Annotated in this window: 15 protein-coding genes; 5 read left to right on the top strand and 10 right to left on the bottom strand. The window is 57.8% G+C overall.

Annotated features, from left to right (window positions below; genetic code table 11):
- Positions 1-589: 589 nt before the first annotated feature.
- From rimK to rimA, 3 genes are read right to left on the bottom strand one after another with little or no spacing between them, the layout of a single operon-like run.
- On the bottom strand, positions 590-1,495 hold the full coding sequence (rimK, locus tag MF6394_RS09590; protein WP_003187674.1) for a 30S ribosomal protein S6--L-glutamate ligase: 906 nt from the start codon (positions 1,493-1,495) through the stop codon (positions 590-592).
- Positions 1,492-1,974 carry a retropepsin-like aspartic endopeptidase RimB gene (gene rimB / locus MF6394_RS09585; RefSeq protein ID WP_003187676.1) on the bottom strand — a complete coding sequence of 161 codons (483 nt, stop codon included), beginning with the start codon at positions 1,972-1,974 and terminating at the stop codon, positions 1,492-1,494. Before rimB ends, rimK begins: the two co-directional genes overlap by 4 nt.
- A 13-nt stretch (positions 1,975-1,987) precedes the next feature.
- On the bottom strand, positions 1,988-2,767 hold the full coding sequence (gene rimA, locus MF6394_RS09580) for a S6 modification regulatory phosphodiesterase RimA (RefSeq protein WP_078466565.1): 780 nt from the start codon (positions 2,765-2,767) through the stop codon (positions 1,988-1,990).
- Between the two features lie 116 nt (positions 2,768-2,883).
- Between rimA and MF6394_RS09575 the strand changes: the two genes are divergently transcribed.
- Positions 2,884-3,291 carry an RNA-binding S4 domain-containing protein gene (locus MF6394_RS09575; RefSeq protein ID WP_032894118.1) on the top strand — a complete coding sequence of 136 codons (408 nt, stop codon included), beginning with the start codon at positions 2,884-2,886 and terminating at the stop codon, positions 3,289-3,291.
- Between the two features lie 236 nt (positions 3,292-3,527).
- Here MF6394_RS09575 and MF6394_RS09570 read toward each other — a convergent pair whose 3' ends face one another.
- Entirely contained in the window at positions 3,528-4,331 is an 804-nt protein-coding gene (locus tag MF6394_RS09570; protein ID WP_044270530.1) for a phosphatase PAP2 family protein, read from the bottom strand.
- Between the two features lie 124 nt (positions 4,332-4,455).
- On the opposite strand from MF6394_RS09570, the gene hslO reads away from it, so the two are divergent.
- Positions 4,456-5,358 (top strand): Hsp33 family molecular chaperone HslO, encoded by a 903-nt coding sequence (gene hslO, locus MF6394_RS09565; protein ID WP_003187686.1) that lies wholly within the window; start codon positions 4,456-4,458, stop codon positions 5,356-5,358.
- A gap of 179 nt (positions 5,359-5,537) precedes the next feature.
- Positions 5,538-7,079 (top strand): phosphoenolpyruvate carboxykinase, encoded by a 1,542-nt coding sequence (locus tag MF6394_RS09560; RefSeq protein ID WP_005783824.1) that lies wholly within the window; start codon positions 5,538-5,540, stop codon positions 7,077-7,079.
- A 59-nt stretch (positions 7,080-7,138) separates the two neighbouring features.
- Here the strand turns inward: MF6394_RS09560 and MF6394_RS09555 are convergent, their stop codons facing one another.
- From MF6394_RS09555 to MF6394_RS09530, 6 genes are all read right to left on the bottom strand, one after another.
- Positions 7,139-8,002, bottom strand: coding sequence for an EamA family transporter (locus MF6394_RS09555; protein ID WP_238597282.1), 864 nt, complete (start codon positions 8,000-8,002; stop codon positions 7,139-7,141).
- Positions 8,003-8,161: 159 nt separating this feature from the next.
- Positions 8,162-8,518 (bottom strand): DUF1493 family protein, encoded by a 357-nt coding sequence (locus tag MF6394_RS09550; RefSeq protein ID WP_078466563.1) that lies wholly within the window; start codon positions 8,516-8,518, stop codon positions 8,162-8,164.
- A gap of 281 nt (positions 8,519-8,799) precedes the next feature.
- Entirely contained in the window at positions 8,800-9,276 is a 477-nt protein-coding gene (locus tag MF6394_RS09545; protein ID WP_078466562.1) for a hypothetical protein, read from the bottom strand.
- 400 nt (positions 9,277-9,676) lie between these two features.
- On the bottom strand, positions 9,677-10,000 hold the full coding sequence (locus MF6394_RS09540; RefSeq protein WP_044270537.1) for a hypothetical protein: 324 nt from the start codon (positions 9,998-10,000) through the stop codon (positions 9,677-9,679).
- A 170-nt stretch (positions 10,001-10,170) separates the two neighbouring features.
- A complete protein-coding gene (locus MF6394_RS09535) occupies positions 10,171-10,770 on the bottom strand; it encodes a putative adenosine monophosphate-protein transferase Fic (RefSeq protein ID WP_078466561.1) in 600 nt (199 codons plus the stop codon).
- Complete coding sequence (locus MF6394_RS09530; RefSeq protein WP_003187692.1) at positions 10,770-10,940, bottom strand: YhfG family protein; 171 nt, start codon at positions 10,938-10,940, stop codon at positions 10,770-10,772. Before MF6394_RS09530 ends, MF6394_RS09535 begins: the two co-directional genes overlap by 1 nt.
- 175 nt (positions 10,941-11,115) lie before the next feature.
- Between MF6394_RS09530 and MF6394_RS09525 the strand changes: the two genes are divergently transcribed.
- Both MF6394_RS09525 and MF6394_RS09520 read left to right on the top strand, forming a co-directional pair.
- Complete coding sequence (locus MF6394_RS09525) at positions 11,116-12,291, top strand: tetratricopeptide repeat protein (RefSeq protein ID WP_044270540.1); 1,176 nt, start codon at positions 11,116-11,118, stop codon at positions 12,289-12,291.
- Positions 12,292-12,518: 227 nt separating this feature from the next.
- Positions 12,519-14,456 carry a RecQ family ATP-dependent DNA helicase gene (locus MF6394_RS09520; protein WP_078466560.1) on the top strand — a complete coding sequence of 646 codons (1,938 nt, stop codon included), beginning with the start codon at positions 12,519-12,521 and terminating at the stop codon, positions 14,454-14,456.
- The last annotated feature ends 6 nt before the right edge of the window (positions 14,457-14,462 follow it).

Here is a 14,462-nt window from a genome sequence, read left to right as displayed (position 1 = left end):
GGTCAGGAGAGACACGCAACTGGAACCCTATCGGGACGGTGTATCTGAACCCTGAAAGGGAACTGACCGTGGTAATAAAAATCGCGTAGCGCGACGGTGGACGCGACAACTACCTTGAAAAACGCCGTGATCTTGATCTTGATCTTGATCTGCTTTTGATCTTAGGCGCCCCCCCCCGTTAAACCACGCTGGCCGGAATTCGACAGGGATTTGGGGGGTAAACCGGCAGGGATGCCGGTTTAGCCGCCCCGCGCCATGGATGGCGCGTGGCGGCGGCCCCCCAAATCCCTGGCGGATTACGGGCACACCGAGCCTAGGCGAGGTGCCGAGTGGTGGGGCAAGAGCGTTTTGCTTACTTTTGCGCTTTTCAAAAGTGAGCCGCTGTCAGAGCGGAACCCTAAGTGGCCGTTACCGCAGGAATGGATATGTACTCGGTATAACTGTGTTGATTGTCAGGCCGCCTTCGCGAGCAAGCCCGCTCCCACATTGGGACCGAGGGGCGCCAGGTAGATAGCCGCCGGCTGGCAGGCCGCTATCGCAGGCAAGCCAGCTCCCACAGTGGTTTGTGGCGGGTGGTAGGTGTGGGTATTCAGCCCTTGCCCTTGGTCCGAGTCATATTCGGCCCGCCGTTCTTTTCCAGATGCTGAATGATGATCCCCGCCACATCCTTACCGGTGGTGGTTTCGATCCCTTCCAGGCCTGGCGATGAGTTTACTTCCATCACCAACGGGCCATGGTTGGAGCGCAGGATGTCCACGCCCGCCACGCTCAGCCCCATCACCTTGGCCGCCCGTAGCGCGGTCATGCGTTCTTCAGGGGTGATCTTGATCAGGCTGGCGCTGCCGCCACGGTGCAGGTTGGAGCGGAACTCACCGGGCTTGGCCTGGCGCTTCATGGCCGCAATCACCTTGTCGCCCACCACGAAGCAGCGAATGTCCGCGCCGCCAGCTTCCTTGATGTATTCCTGCACCATGATGTTCTGCTTGAGGCCCATGAACGCTTCAATCACCGACTCCGCTGCCGTTGCTGTTTCACACAGCACCACACCGATGCCCTGGGTGCCTTCCAGCACCTTGATCACCAACGGTGCGCCGTTGACCATCTCGATCAGGTCGGGAATATCATCCGGGGAGTGGGCAAAACCGGTGACCGGGAGGCCGATGCCCCGACGCGACAGCAGTTGCAGGGAGCGCAGCTTGTCCCGCGAGCGCGCAATGGCCACGGATTCATTCAGCGGAAACACGCCCATCATTTCAAACTGGCGCAATACCGCGCAGCCATAGAACGTCACCGAAGCGCCGATACGCGGGATCACCGCATCAAAGCCTTCCAGGGGCTTGCCCCGGTAGTGGATCTGCGGCTTGTGGCTGGCGATGTTCATGTAGGCACGCAACGTGTCGATCACCACCATTTCATGGCCACGTTCAGTGCCGGCCTCGACCAGGCGGCGGGTGGAATACAGACGCGGGTTTCGCGACAGCACAGCGATCTTCATGCAGCACCTGGGGCAGAAATAGTGGAGACCGGGAACACCGGCTTGTCTTGAACGTACTTGAGGCCCGGATTGACCACCAACTGGCCGTCAATCAACGCCTTGGAGCCCAGCAGCAGGCGGTAACGCATGGCTTTGCGACAGGCGAGGGTGAACTCTACCCGCCATACCCGATCACCCAGGGCCAGGGTGGTGCTGATCACGTAGCGCACCTGTGCATGGCCGTTGGAGCTCTTGATGGTTTTCATCGTCACCAGGGGCGCTTCACAGCGCCGGTGACGTAATTGCACCACGCTGCCCAGGTGCGCGGTAAAGCGCACCCACTTTTCACCGTCGCGCTCAAACGGCTCGATATCGGTGGCGTGCAGGCTTGAGGTGCTGGCGCCGGTGTCGATCTTCGCGCGCAGGCCCGCCACTCCCAAGTCGGGAAGTGCCACCCACTCACGCAGACCTACAACGGTCAAATGGTCAAATGTCTTCAATAGGGTTAACCGGTCAATTTGCCCAGGCTTGAGGAGATACCTCAGCCAACGCTTTGAATGCAGGCTTGGCGAACCAGAAACCCTGCATCAGAAATATTCCGCAGTCGGATAGGAAGTCGCGCTCGCCGGCACTTTCGATGCCTTCGGCGATGACAGTAACCCCCAACTGCTCACAGATTGTGACAATCCCCCGGACGATCACTTGACGGACACGATCCTGGTCGACATCGCGAATCAGCGCCATGTCGAGCTTGATCAAGTCAGGTTGGAAATCGGCCAGCAGGTTCAGCCCCGAATAGCCCGCACCGAAGTCGTCGATGGCGGTCTTGAAGCCGAATTCGCGGTATTCACGCAGAATATTCGTCAAATGGCGATAGTTATCTACGTGTTCGCTTTCCAGGGTCTCGAAAATCAGCCGGTCCAGTGGGAAATTGTGCGCCCGGGCGGCCTCCAGCGTGCTGCGGATACACAGCTCCGGGCGATATACGGCATTGGGCATGAAGTTGATGGAAAGATGAGTCTGCATACCCAGGGCGGCGGCACCCGCGATGGCCTTGGTCCGGCAGCGCTGGTCGAAGCGGTAGCGATTGGTTTCGTTGACCTGAGCCAGCACCGACAGAGCGCCTTCTCCCTGGGTACCGCGCACCAAGGCTTCGTGGGCGAATATCGAATGGTCACGCAGGTCTACGATAGGCTGGTAGGCGAACGCAACATCGAACCCCAGCGGCTCGCTTTGCTGGCAACCCACGCACCGCTGGTTGGGCGAGGTGAGTGAAACGGGAAAGTCGGTCACGGCGTATCCTCGCGAAAACAGGGTGCTACCTGGCGTATCTTAGGTGAGCCTTGGGGTTTATGCGTCGAAGGGTTTCAACGGTAAAGTTGCGACATTTTTCAGAGCGAGGAATTCAAGTGGCTCAAAAGCAGGAAGAGCAAGAGAAGGTCCGGTTGGACAAGTGGTTGTGGGCAGCCCGGTTCTACAAGACCCGCGCCCTGGCCAAGGCGGCTATAGAGAGCGGCAAGGTGCACCATCGCGGCGAGCGCTGCAAACCGGGCAAGGAGCCGCGCGTCGGCGACGAGTTTCAGATTCGTACAGGGTTTGATGAAAAAACCATTGTGGTGCAGGCGCTTTCCATTGTGCGCCGCGGCGCGCCTGAAGCGCAGGCACTGTATGTCGAGACCGAAGCCAGCATCGCCAAGCGCGAAAACGCTGCGGCCATGCGCAAGGCGGGCGCTTCAGGCTTGACCACCGATGGCAAGCCGAGCAAGAAGCAGCGCCGCGATCTGTTCAAATTCCGCGGCAGCGGCAATGACGATTGATTACACGAGTCGCCCATGCAAACTCGACCAAATGTGAGAGTAAGCAAGCCCTAATGCCAGCCAGGTATGGCTTTTTTGTAGGAGCGAGCTTGCTCGCGAAAAACTTACAGGCGCCGCGTTCATTCAGCAACACGCGTTATCGTTGACGTTTTTCGCGAGCAAGCTCGCTCCTACAGAAGGCGATGACCGCTTAACTGACTGGCATTAGGGCAAGCCCACTTTTAGCCTTGGGGGGGTTAAAGAGTTGTGCGCATGACACTCAACCGCCCAAGAACGGGCAACTTGCTCAGTAGCCCGAAAAGGGGCGCCGTCATCCGCAACAAGGCGCCCGATACCTTCGCCGCAAACGGCGTGTAATACCCCCACCCCAACGCCAACAGCGCCAGCAGTACGCCACCGATGTAATCGTCCTGGCCCCAGTGCGCGCCGGCCACCAGCCGCGGCATCATGAACAGCAGCGCCAGGCCCCAGATCACCAGCACCTGGCCGATGCGCCGGGCGAAGACGCTCATGAACATCGCCCAGATCAACAGCACCGAAGCATGGTCGCCGGGGAAGCTCTGGCTCGAGCGGTCCTTCAGCTCCCAGGTTTTCTCCAGCCCTGGGAAAAAGTCGCTCATTTGAATCGCGCCGCTGATGACCATCGACGGGCTACTGTGCTGCCAGCCCATGTGCGCCGCGAGTTTGGAGAACAGCATGCGGATAAATAGCAACAACAGCAGAATGCCGAGAAAGCCAAAAAACGCCTGGCGCACCTGCACGGCCTTGAACACCCAGTCGCCGCGAATCAGCAGCGCCAGCAAAATCACGCCGACCACTGCATCAAACGGCCGCAGGCTCGCCACGGCCCATACATGCAACCAGGTCGAGTTCGTGGCCAATGGGCCATTGAGCAGGTGAAACAGCCACTCGTCGAAAATCACACAGAGCATCTGGCCCGTGGGCCACAGCCAAAAACACAGCAGCCCGATAGCGAGTAGATTGCAAAGAGCCCATCGCCGGAGGTTCCAGTTGGCTTGGAACAAACCCGGATTGTTCATAAACTGTCCCTCATCGCTCTATTGTGCTCCTTGAATTCAGGAGAAGTCGCACCAAGATGGTGCTAAAGCGTTTAATTTTATAAACCTTGTAATCATTTTGTCATCACTTCAGATACCCAGACCTATGACTGATCTACCGGATACCGACTTCACCCAACGCTTCATCTTCGATGAGAGCGATGCCCGCGGCGAGATGGTTTCGTTGGAGCTCAGCTATGCCGAAGTCCTTGCCAAACACGCCTATCCGGAGCCGGTCGCGCAATTGCTCGGCGAGTTGATGGCCGCCGCGGCGCTGTTGGTGGGCACCATGAAGTTCGACGGTTTGCTGATCTTGCAGGCTCGCTCCGAAGGGCCGGTGCCCATGTTGATGATCGAGTGCTCCAGCGAGCGCGAGATCCGTGGCCTGGCCCGTTACGACGCTGAGCAGATTGCTGCAGACGCTACCCTGGCCGACCTGATGCCCAACGGCGTCCTGGCACTGACTGTCGACCCGACCGAAGGCCAGCGCTACCAGGGTATTGTCGACCTCGACGGCCAGACCCTGTCGGAATGCTTCACCAACTACTTCGTCATGTCCCAGCAAGTGGGCACCAAGTTCTGGCTTAACGCCGACGGCAAGCGCGCTCGCGGTTTGCTGGTGCAACAACTGCCGGCCGATCGCATCAAGGATGAGGATGACCGTGCCGAAAGCTGGCGGCATATCATCGCCCTGGCCGACACCTTGAAGGCCGAAGAACTGCTGGGCCTGGACAACGAAACCATCCTGCACCGCCTCTACCACGAAGAAGCCGTGCGCCTGTTCGACGCACAAGGCCTGCGCTTCAATTGCAGCTGCTCGCGCGAGCGTTCCGGCAACGCGCTGGTCAGTCTGGGCCTGGAAGATGCGCAAAATCTGGTGGTGGAACATGGCGGCCATATCGAGATCGACTGCCAGTTCTGCAACCAGCGCTACCTGTTCGATGCGGCTGATGTAGCGCAATTGTTCGCTGGCGCAGGCAGCGACACCCCTTCCGACACCCGCCACTAAAACGTTTAAGCACAGGTAAATCACCTGACAAACGCCGGATTAGAGGTGTTCTGACGGGAGGGCCCTACTCTTTTTGGGCTTTTCTGGCATAATCCGGCCCACTTTTTTCGCGGTAGTAGTGCGCAACTTTCTACTACAAAACGTTTGGAGCACTCGGCCATAGGCCGACGGGGAACCTCATGACGCAAGCCAATAACGCCGTATACACCGATCTGAGTGTTGACGATCTGGTCAAAGAAGCCCTGCAGCGCGGTGAAGGCGTGCTTGCCGATACTGGCGCGCTGGTCGTAGAAACCGGTCACCGCACCGGTCGTTCGCCGGTTGACCGTTTCATCGTTGAAGAGCCTTCCACCCAGGACGCCATTGCCTGGGGCCCGATCAACCGCAAGTTCCCAGCCGACAAGTTCGATGCTCTGTGGGCTCGCGTCGAGGCCTTCAACAACGCGCAAGAGCATTTCGTTTCCCATGTTCACGTAGGGGCTGCAGAAGACCACTACCTGGCCGTGAAAATGACCACCCAGACTGCCTGGCAGAACCTGTTCGGTCGTTGCCTGTTCATCAACCCGGCCCAGTACAACCCGGCCGGTCGTGAAGAGTGGCAAGTGCTCAACGTGGCCAACTTCGAGTGCGTGCCAGAGCGTGACGGCACTAACTCCGACGGTTGCGTGATCCTCAACTTCGCCCAGAAAAAAGTACTGATTGCCGGCATGCGTTACGCCGGTGAAATGAAAAAAGCCATGTTCTCGGTGCAGAACTTCCTACTGCCGGCTGCCGACGTGCTGCCAATGCACTGCGCCGCCAACATCGGCGAAGCAGGCGACGTGACCCTGTTCTTCGGCCTGTCCGGCACTGGCAAGACCACCCTGTCGGCCGACGAAAGCCGTTACCTGATCGGTGACGACGAGCACGGCTGGGGCGAAGGCGTGGTGTTCAACATCGAAGGCGGTTGCTATGCCAAGTGCATCGACCTGTCCGAGAAGAACGAGCCGGTGATCTGGAAAGCCATCAAGCATGGCGCGGTGCTGGAAAACGTCGTGATCGACGAGGCCAAGCACGCCGACTACGCCGACGTCAGCCTGACCCAGAACAGCCGTGCCGCCTACCCGCTGGAGCACGTTGCCAAGCGTTCCGAGAAGAACCTGGGCGGCGAGCCAAACGCGGTGATCTTCCTGACCTGCGACCTGACCGGCGTACTGCCGCCTGTGTCGATCCTCAGCGAAGAACAAGCGGCCTACCACTTCCTGTCCGGCTACACCGCTCTGGTGGGTTCCACCGAAATGGGTTCGGGCAGCGGCATCAAGTCGACGTTCTCCACCTGCTTCGGCGCGCCGTTCTTCCCTCGTCCGGCTGGCGAATACGCAGAGCTTCTGATCAAGCGCATCCGTGGTTTCGGCTCCAAGGTCTACCTGGTCAACACCGGCTGGACCGGCGGCGGCTACGGCGTGGGTAAACGCTTCAACATCCCGACCACTCGCGGCGTGATTGCAGCCATCCAGAGCGGCGCGTTGATCGGTGCGCAAACCGAACACCTGGATACTATCAACCTCGACGTGCCATTGGCCGTACCCGGCGTTGAAACCGGCCTGCTGAACCCACGCAACACCTGGGCTGACAAGGCTGCCTACGACGAAGCGGCGAAGGCGCTGGCTGGCCTGTTCATCGAAAACTTCAAGAAGTTTGAAGTGAGTGATGCGATCAAGGCGGCGGGTCCTAAGTTGTAAGATTCTCTGGTTGTAAAAAAGCCGCCTCTTAAGTAGGCGGCTTTTTTATGCGCGAACGATTAGTCGGCGATGTGCAGTACCACTGCACCGACCAGCACCAGCACGACGCCTGCCACCTGCACCGCTGACAATCGTTCCTTGAAAAACACGAACCCCAGAATCGCCGCAATGCCTCCCGACAGCGTACTGATCACGGTCACCACCGACACCGAGCCGGCCATCGCGCCCCACGAAAACGCCGAGAACCCGCCGAGATTCATCAAGCTCGCCCCGGTCAACGTCGCGCAGTTTTTCAGCGGCGGGATCTTCAGGCCATCCTTGATCTTCAGCACCATCACCACCAGCACGCACAGGCCCACCAGGTAACCCAGCCACAACATGGTGATCGGCCCCAACGCCGGCAGTGTGTAGCGGCCTTGCAGCCAGAAACTGGTGCCGTACAAGGTTGCGGCGAACATGGCGTAGGTAATCGACAGGCGCGGGTTGTTGTGGGGCGTACCGTTGTCCTTGTGAATGCTGGACAGCACAACGCCGATCACGCATAAAGCGATGCAGCCCAGTTGTACCAGGCTGATGTGCTCACCGCTGGCCCAGGACAGCAGGGTGGTCACCACTCCATAGGACGTCACCAGCGGCGCGACGATGGCCGCTTTGCCCAAGGCAAAGGCTTTGGACAGTGCAAGGGCGCCCGACACCGTCAGCAGGGCGGCGGCGATACCCAAAAGCCAGACGCTGAATGGCGTATCAAGGGATTTGAAAAGGAAGGCCGGGAAAATGACCAGCAGGAGGGTCATGATCAAAAAGCCGAGGGCTTGGCCGAAATACACCGCGCGTTTAACGCCAACGGCGCGGGCGTTGAGGCCCACCAGAAAGTCCGTGCCACCCCAGAGCAGGGCGGCCAGCAGGCCCATTGTTACGTCCATGTAAGGTCCTTGTTTGTATACCGATCGCCAGCTTGGCGCAGTCTCAATGTGGGAGCGGGCTTGCTCGCGAATGCAATGTATCTGTAACGCAAATATTGGCTGACACGCCGCATTCGCGAGCAAGCCCGCTCCCACATTGTGTGCTCAGTGTTGCTCAGGTCAGCTCAGGTTTTCCAGCGTTTGCGTGTCCCACCTGTGGGTCTTGATCGCCAGGTAGAGCATGCCGATGGTCAACGGTATTTTGTCGCCACGGCCTTTGGCGCGACGCTTCAGGAACACGTCGAACACCGGCGGCTGGAAATAACGATAAGCGTCGTAGTCACCCAGGTCGACCCCGAAATCCTGTTCCAGCGCCTCCATGAATTGCTTGGCCTCAACGCCATCGCAAGCAAGGTCGAAGTTGAGCGAGGTTTGCAGGCTAATGGTCTTGTGTTTCGGCAGACCGATTTCTTCATGTAGCAATTGCAGGAGTTGCTGCATGACAGGGTCTTCGGGGAGGTTGGGGGCCAGGTTCATGGTTGGGGTGCGTAGGAGTGGGTGAGGAGGCCTTTTACGTTGCAGGCGGTATTTGTTTCGCGTGATGAAGAGAGTCAAACCTATCAAAAACAAGGCCAGGGGAAGAAGTTGAATGTTCAGGACAATGGCGATGTGGGGTAGCCAGAACAACAGAAGCAGTCCCGTTACGATGAAGGTAACGGCGAAACGCGTTCTTAACGTGCAGTCAGTGATTTTGTAATACAGCAGCAGATGGAGAGCGAATAATAGCGCTGTTTGTAGGTAAAGCCATTGACTAAAATTCATCTGGAGTACACATGCATTGAGACGCTTGAGCGCTGCGGGCCTATGCCACCGCTGACCTGAGCATCCAGGCCAATGACGATGTCTGCGCTGTGAAAGTTGCGGATCCTGCGAGAAATCAAATCGCTGATAGCGTTCTCGACTATCGACTCTGCTTTGCTGGATATGATCCCGACAGGGGCTGCCACTGCGCCAGAAATGATGTCTTTTATGAGGTTGTTCCGATTGTTCAAGCTATCTGCCTGCTTCCTGGTCAGTGGCTTTGAGACGACCACTGTCATGACGCAGGGTAGATCTCGGGCGAGCATCTTTTCGTACAACTTCTGAAGCCGCAAGCGGACCTCTATCGCTGAAGCTTTTGCTTCCAGCAAGCAAAGTGTGGCTAGCTCTTGTCGATTGTTTGGCATCACGGTGAGTCGAATTACCGTGAAAGTGATGCCATAGTGGCCGATATATTGAGTCCTTTCGATGTTCACGGTTTTTCCGAGACAGTTGATAGGAAGTTATTTTCAGGCGGCTACGCGTAACTGGTATAGAGGGTTGAACGGGTATTTGAAGCAGTTTGGGAAACGGACGACGCGCCGTTTTTTGGTTTCTTACAATGCCTTCCTGCATTTTATGACTTGATACCGATTCTGCCGGCTGAACCGAGCAGATGTGGAAACCGGGCTAGCCCTAAGGCCTTTTGTAGGAGCGAGCTTGCTCGCGAAAAACGTCAACGGTAACGCGTCCTTCCTGGATAAACGCGGTGCCTGTGAGTTTTTCGCGAGCAAGCTCGCTCCTACGGGTATTAGGGCTTGCCCGCGATGGCGGTGTGTCAGGTTTGGAAACGTAGTCCGATACGCCGCCATCGCAGGCAAGCCAGTTCCCACAGGTTTAGCTGTGTAGCGGATTGCTGTGTGGTGGCTGATCGGTCGCTGGTGGCAGTTGTACGTGTTGAGTAGCTTCCAGCAAATCACAGCCGTCCTGAACGAGCAGGTACAGCGCATTGATGATGTGGGATATGTCTTTGAGGTCGGCGTGTTCGAAGGTCAGGCAGGAGAAGGTTTCCAGTAAGTCGCTGGCGGCGCGGATGCGCTGGTGGGCGGCAGATTGGATGTCTTCGGCTGATGCTTGAGTGTCGATGAGAAGCGGGTGAGTGTCGGTGAAGTTGGTGCGTAGCTGACGATAGCGATTGGTGGGAAGGTTCGGCTTTGTCATCACAGTGTTCCAATACAGATTCAAAGAAATACGCCAGAAGAGCTGGCACGTTGTCTCTGCTGTTTTTCGGGTGACCAAGCCCGGTCGCTGAATTGGTAGCGACGAGCCCATCCTTAAAAGTGAGTTTGTTCTCGAGCAATAAACAGATGGTTTAGGCGTTCGAAGTTCGATCAGACACTGAGAGGCCTGCCGATACACCGCTCAAAAATCGCTTCCAATCCCCGATAGTCACACGCCACCGCATCAATATTCGCGGGTATCCAGGCCGCATGTTTTACCAGCCACCAATTCACCGAAAACCCCGCATTCACGATGATCTGTTCAAACAGGATCCGCTGCGCCCGTCCATTTCCCTCGCGGAAGGGATGAATGACATTCAGGTCGCCATAAGCTTCAGCGATTTGACGCACAAGGTCAGCCTGAGTCGCACCGACATACCAATTGGCGTCTTGCATATGCTGGACGATTTTCGCTGCTTCTGGGGGGATACGCTCCGGGGTGCAAAACAGCGTGTCGCCTTTCTGGATGTTGACGCTGCGCAGTTCGCCGGCCCAGTCATAAATGTCACCGAACAGGACGCGGTGAATGTGTTGCAGGCGATCGAGGTCGTAGGGCGGCGGAAAGAGTGGAAGGTTGCCTACGGCGATTTCGGATAATTCCCGCTCGGCCTGATGCAAGCGTGCTTCATCGAGCAAATCGAGGCGGTTGCGCAGGATGCTGCTACCGGGATAGCAGTACGGGTCCTGGCCCACCCCGTATTTGTCGAGCATCAGCGTGAGGTGTTGCGGTACTTGGCAAGGACGGCTTCGCGGGTCGGCAGGGGTTTGTCGACGTCGGTCGGTTGGGTATCGAACCCTTCCAGGCGCAGGCTGGCCAGGTAATTGGAACGGCGGATCTTGTGATAGTGATCCTGTTTTTGCTCAAACGTCAGTTCGCTCATCGCTGCGTCCTCTTGGAAAGCAAGGCTTGATTGTAGCGCAATGCGTAGCTCGGTAGGCGGGATAAAAAACCCGTCACAATCTGTATAAAAAATCTGCCAGCGAGCTCATTTCAGCGTATGTTTCACCGCAAAATCTTGTAGGGCGATTCCGCCCACTACTTAAAGGGAGTTAAGCATGGGTTTGCTTCGTGTCGCCTCGGCGATGTCTTTGTGTGCGGTGGCGTTTTCTGTCCAGGCCGAGCAGTTGCCGATTGAGGTGCTGAGTGCGGTGGTCAAGGACCAGAAAATCGCCGATGCCGAAGTGCTGCTGCAACGTAATGGTGCACAGAACGTGGTGGGCCGTACCAACGCGCAAGGCCAGGTCACGCTGACCAGTGAGGCGGCTGACGATGCCAGCAACCTGCTGATCATCAAGAAGCCTGGCTATTCCAACCTGGTGGTGAAGTGCCCGTGCAAAGGCATGACCTATGCCATCAGCCCGGTGATGGAAAACCTCGACGGCCTGCGTGTGGTGTTGACCTGGGGCAAGGCTCCGCGCGACCTCGACTCCCATATGATCTTCCCCGGCAATAACATCTTCTTCAACAATAAAAAGGGCACCGACGCCGAACTGGACGTGGATGACACCGACAGCTATGGCCCGGAAACCATCACCCTGCAGAAAAAGCACTACGGCGAAAGCTACGTCTATGCCGTGCACGACTATTCCAACAGCGGCTCTCCCACCTCCAGCGAGTTGTCCAACAGTGAGGCCAAGGTGTTCGTGTACATGGGGCAATCCCTGGTACGCACCTACTATGTGCCGCAGAACCGCACCGGCAACCTGTGGACCGTGTTCCGCATGACCGGCAGTGGCGACTTCCAGGACATCAACACCTTCACCGGCGTGAGAGTCGGCGCCGAAGATGTGCTCAACGAGGTCAAGCCGTTGCTGGATGACAGCGTGGCCGTCACCGCCGTGACGGTGAGCTCGTCGGTACAGGCCGATGCGAAAAAGCTGAACCTCAAGGGCGAAGCGGCCTACCAGGCCGGTAACCTGGACCAGGCCATCGACTTCTTCCGTCAAGCCATCGAGCTGGATAACGGCTTCGGCAAGGCTTACGGCAACCTGGGCCTGGCGTATCAGAAAGCCGGTAATACCGCGGAGTCGATCTGGGCCAACCGCAAGGCTATCGCCCTGGCCACCGGTACCAATGCCGCGACCGTGCGTGCCGGTGCTTACTACAACATTGCACGCATCTATGAAGCGGCCGGCCAGTTCCCGGATGCGTTGCGTCATTACCAGTTGGCCAAAGAGCAAAAGGCCAACCCGGTGTACGACACGGCGATTGAGCGGGTGCAGAACCGCTGATTCAGCTGTAGCTCGGTTGTGAAATGTGGGGGAGGGCTCGCCAGCCCCCCACATTTTTAATCTGCTGCTTCCTGTTACGTTCTCAGAAAACTCCCACTTCGGCCCTGGGCCATCCCTCCCCCTGTGTATCATCCTGTCTCTTTTTTCCTTGCGACCTTTCTCGATTCGCCGAACTTACTGGGCTACGTTTTTAAGCCACGTTCAGCGGTCAATGGAGTGACAGCCTTATGCACGACACCCTCCAGCAGGTCTTTGGTTACCCTCACTTTCGCTTGGGCCAGGAAGAGACGGTCAGCGCCGTTCTGGCCGGGCGATCTGCCGCCGCCATTTTCCCTACGGGCTCGGGCAAATCCTTGTGCTATCAGCTGTCGGCCGTGTTGCTGCCGCACCTCACGCTGGTGGTATCGCCTTTGCTGGCATTGATGCAGGACCAGTTGGGTTTTCTGCAACGCCATGGCATTTCGGCGGGCAGTATCGATTCGGCCCAGAGCCGTGATGAGGCCAATGATGTCATGGCCCGTGCGCGATCGGGCGAACTCAAGATCCTGATGATTTCCGTGGAGCGTTTGAAGAACGAGCGTTTCCGTAATTTCCTGAACAGCGTGCAGATCTCGTTGCTGGTGGTGGACGAGGCGCACTGTATTTCCGAGTGGGGCCACAACTTCCGTCCGGATTATTTGAAGCTGCCGGACTACCAGCGCCAGTTCAACATCCCGCAGGCGCTATTGCTGACGGCCACGGCCACACCCAAGGTGATCGCCGACATGCAGGCCAAGTTCGCCATTGCTGCCGGGGATGTAGTGACCACGGGCTTCTATCGGCCCAACCTCAACCTGCTGGTGGAACCGGTCAGCGGCCACGACAAACGCCGCAGGCTGGTGGAGTGGATGAAAGCGCGGGCCAACCAGCCGAGTATCGTCTACGTCACCTTGCAGAAAACCGCCGAACAGATTGCGGAGCATCTGAACCGCCACGGTATTCAGGCCGAGGCTTATCACGCGGGGCTGCCCCATGAAAAGCGCGAGGGTATCCAGCAGCGTTTCATGGGCGGGCGTTCCAATTGCATTGTCGCAACCATCGCGTTTGGCATGGGCATCGACAAGAGTGATATCCGCAATGTCGTGCACTTCGACTTGCCCAAGTCCATCGAGAACTACAGCCAGGAGATCGGCCGCGCCGGGCGTGACGGGCAGCCATCGGATTGCCTGGTGTTGGCCAACCGCGACAGCCTCAATGTGCTGGAAAACTTCGTGTACGGTGACACGCCGGAGCAGGAAGGCATTCGTCGTGTGCTGGAGGAGTTGCAGGCGGCGCGCAGCGAAGGGCAGTGGGAGTTCTTGCTCAGGTCGCTGTCGGACCACAGCAATATTCGCGAGCTGCCGCTCAAGACGCTCTTGGTGCAGTTGGAGCTCAAGGGCGTGATCGCACCGCGCTATGCGTTTTATGCGGAATACCGTTTTAAATACGTAATCGAACCCGAGGCCTTGTTGGCGCGTTTTTCCGGCGAGCGGCAGCAGTTTGTCGCGGCGATCATCCAGGTATGCAAGCGCGCTAAAACCTGGGCGACGGTGGATTTCGACGCGCTTTATCAACAGCACAATGCCGAACGTAGCCGGGTGGTGAAGGCGCTGGATTATTTTCAGGAGCAGGGCCTGATCGAACTCGAAAGCAAGCAGATGACTGAGGTCTACAGTTTGCTCGACACCGATTTTGACCCGCAGGCGCTAAGCGCCGAGTTATACACAGGCTTCAAGCAGCATGAGGTGACGGAGGTCGCGCGGATCCACACTATGCTCGACCTGTTCGCCACTGAGCACTGCCTGGGGCAACGCCTGGCGCGCTACTTTGGTGATGAAAATGCGCCCCAGCGTTGCGGGCATTGTTCGGTGTGCCACGGCCAGGTTGCCCATCTGCCGGCACCGCCGAGCCTGCCGCCGCTTGTGGATAAAAACTTCATGGGGCTGTGCGGTGATTTTATCCACAGGCATCATGAGTACACGGGGCACTTGCCGAATGCGGAGCGTTTGACGCGTTTTCTTGGCGGTATCAGCGTACCGTTGTTTACCAAGTTGAAGGCGCGGGGCATTCCCGGTTTTGCTGCGCTGGAAGACTACCCCTACGCTGAGGTGCGCGACTGGGCCCATGCTCAATTGGATCAACTTTGACGAGAC

Source organism: Pseudomonas sp. MF6394, from assembly GCF_002018845.1.
Taxonomy (GTDB): domain Bacteria; phylum Pseudomonadota; class Gammaproteobacteria; order Pseudomonadales; family Pseudomonadaceae; genus Aquipseudomonas; species Aquipseudomonas lactis.
This window is presented reverse-complemented; position numbering and strand designations above follow the sequence as displayed.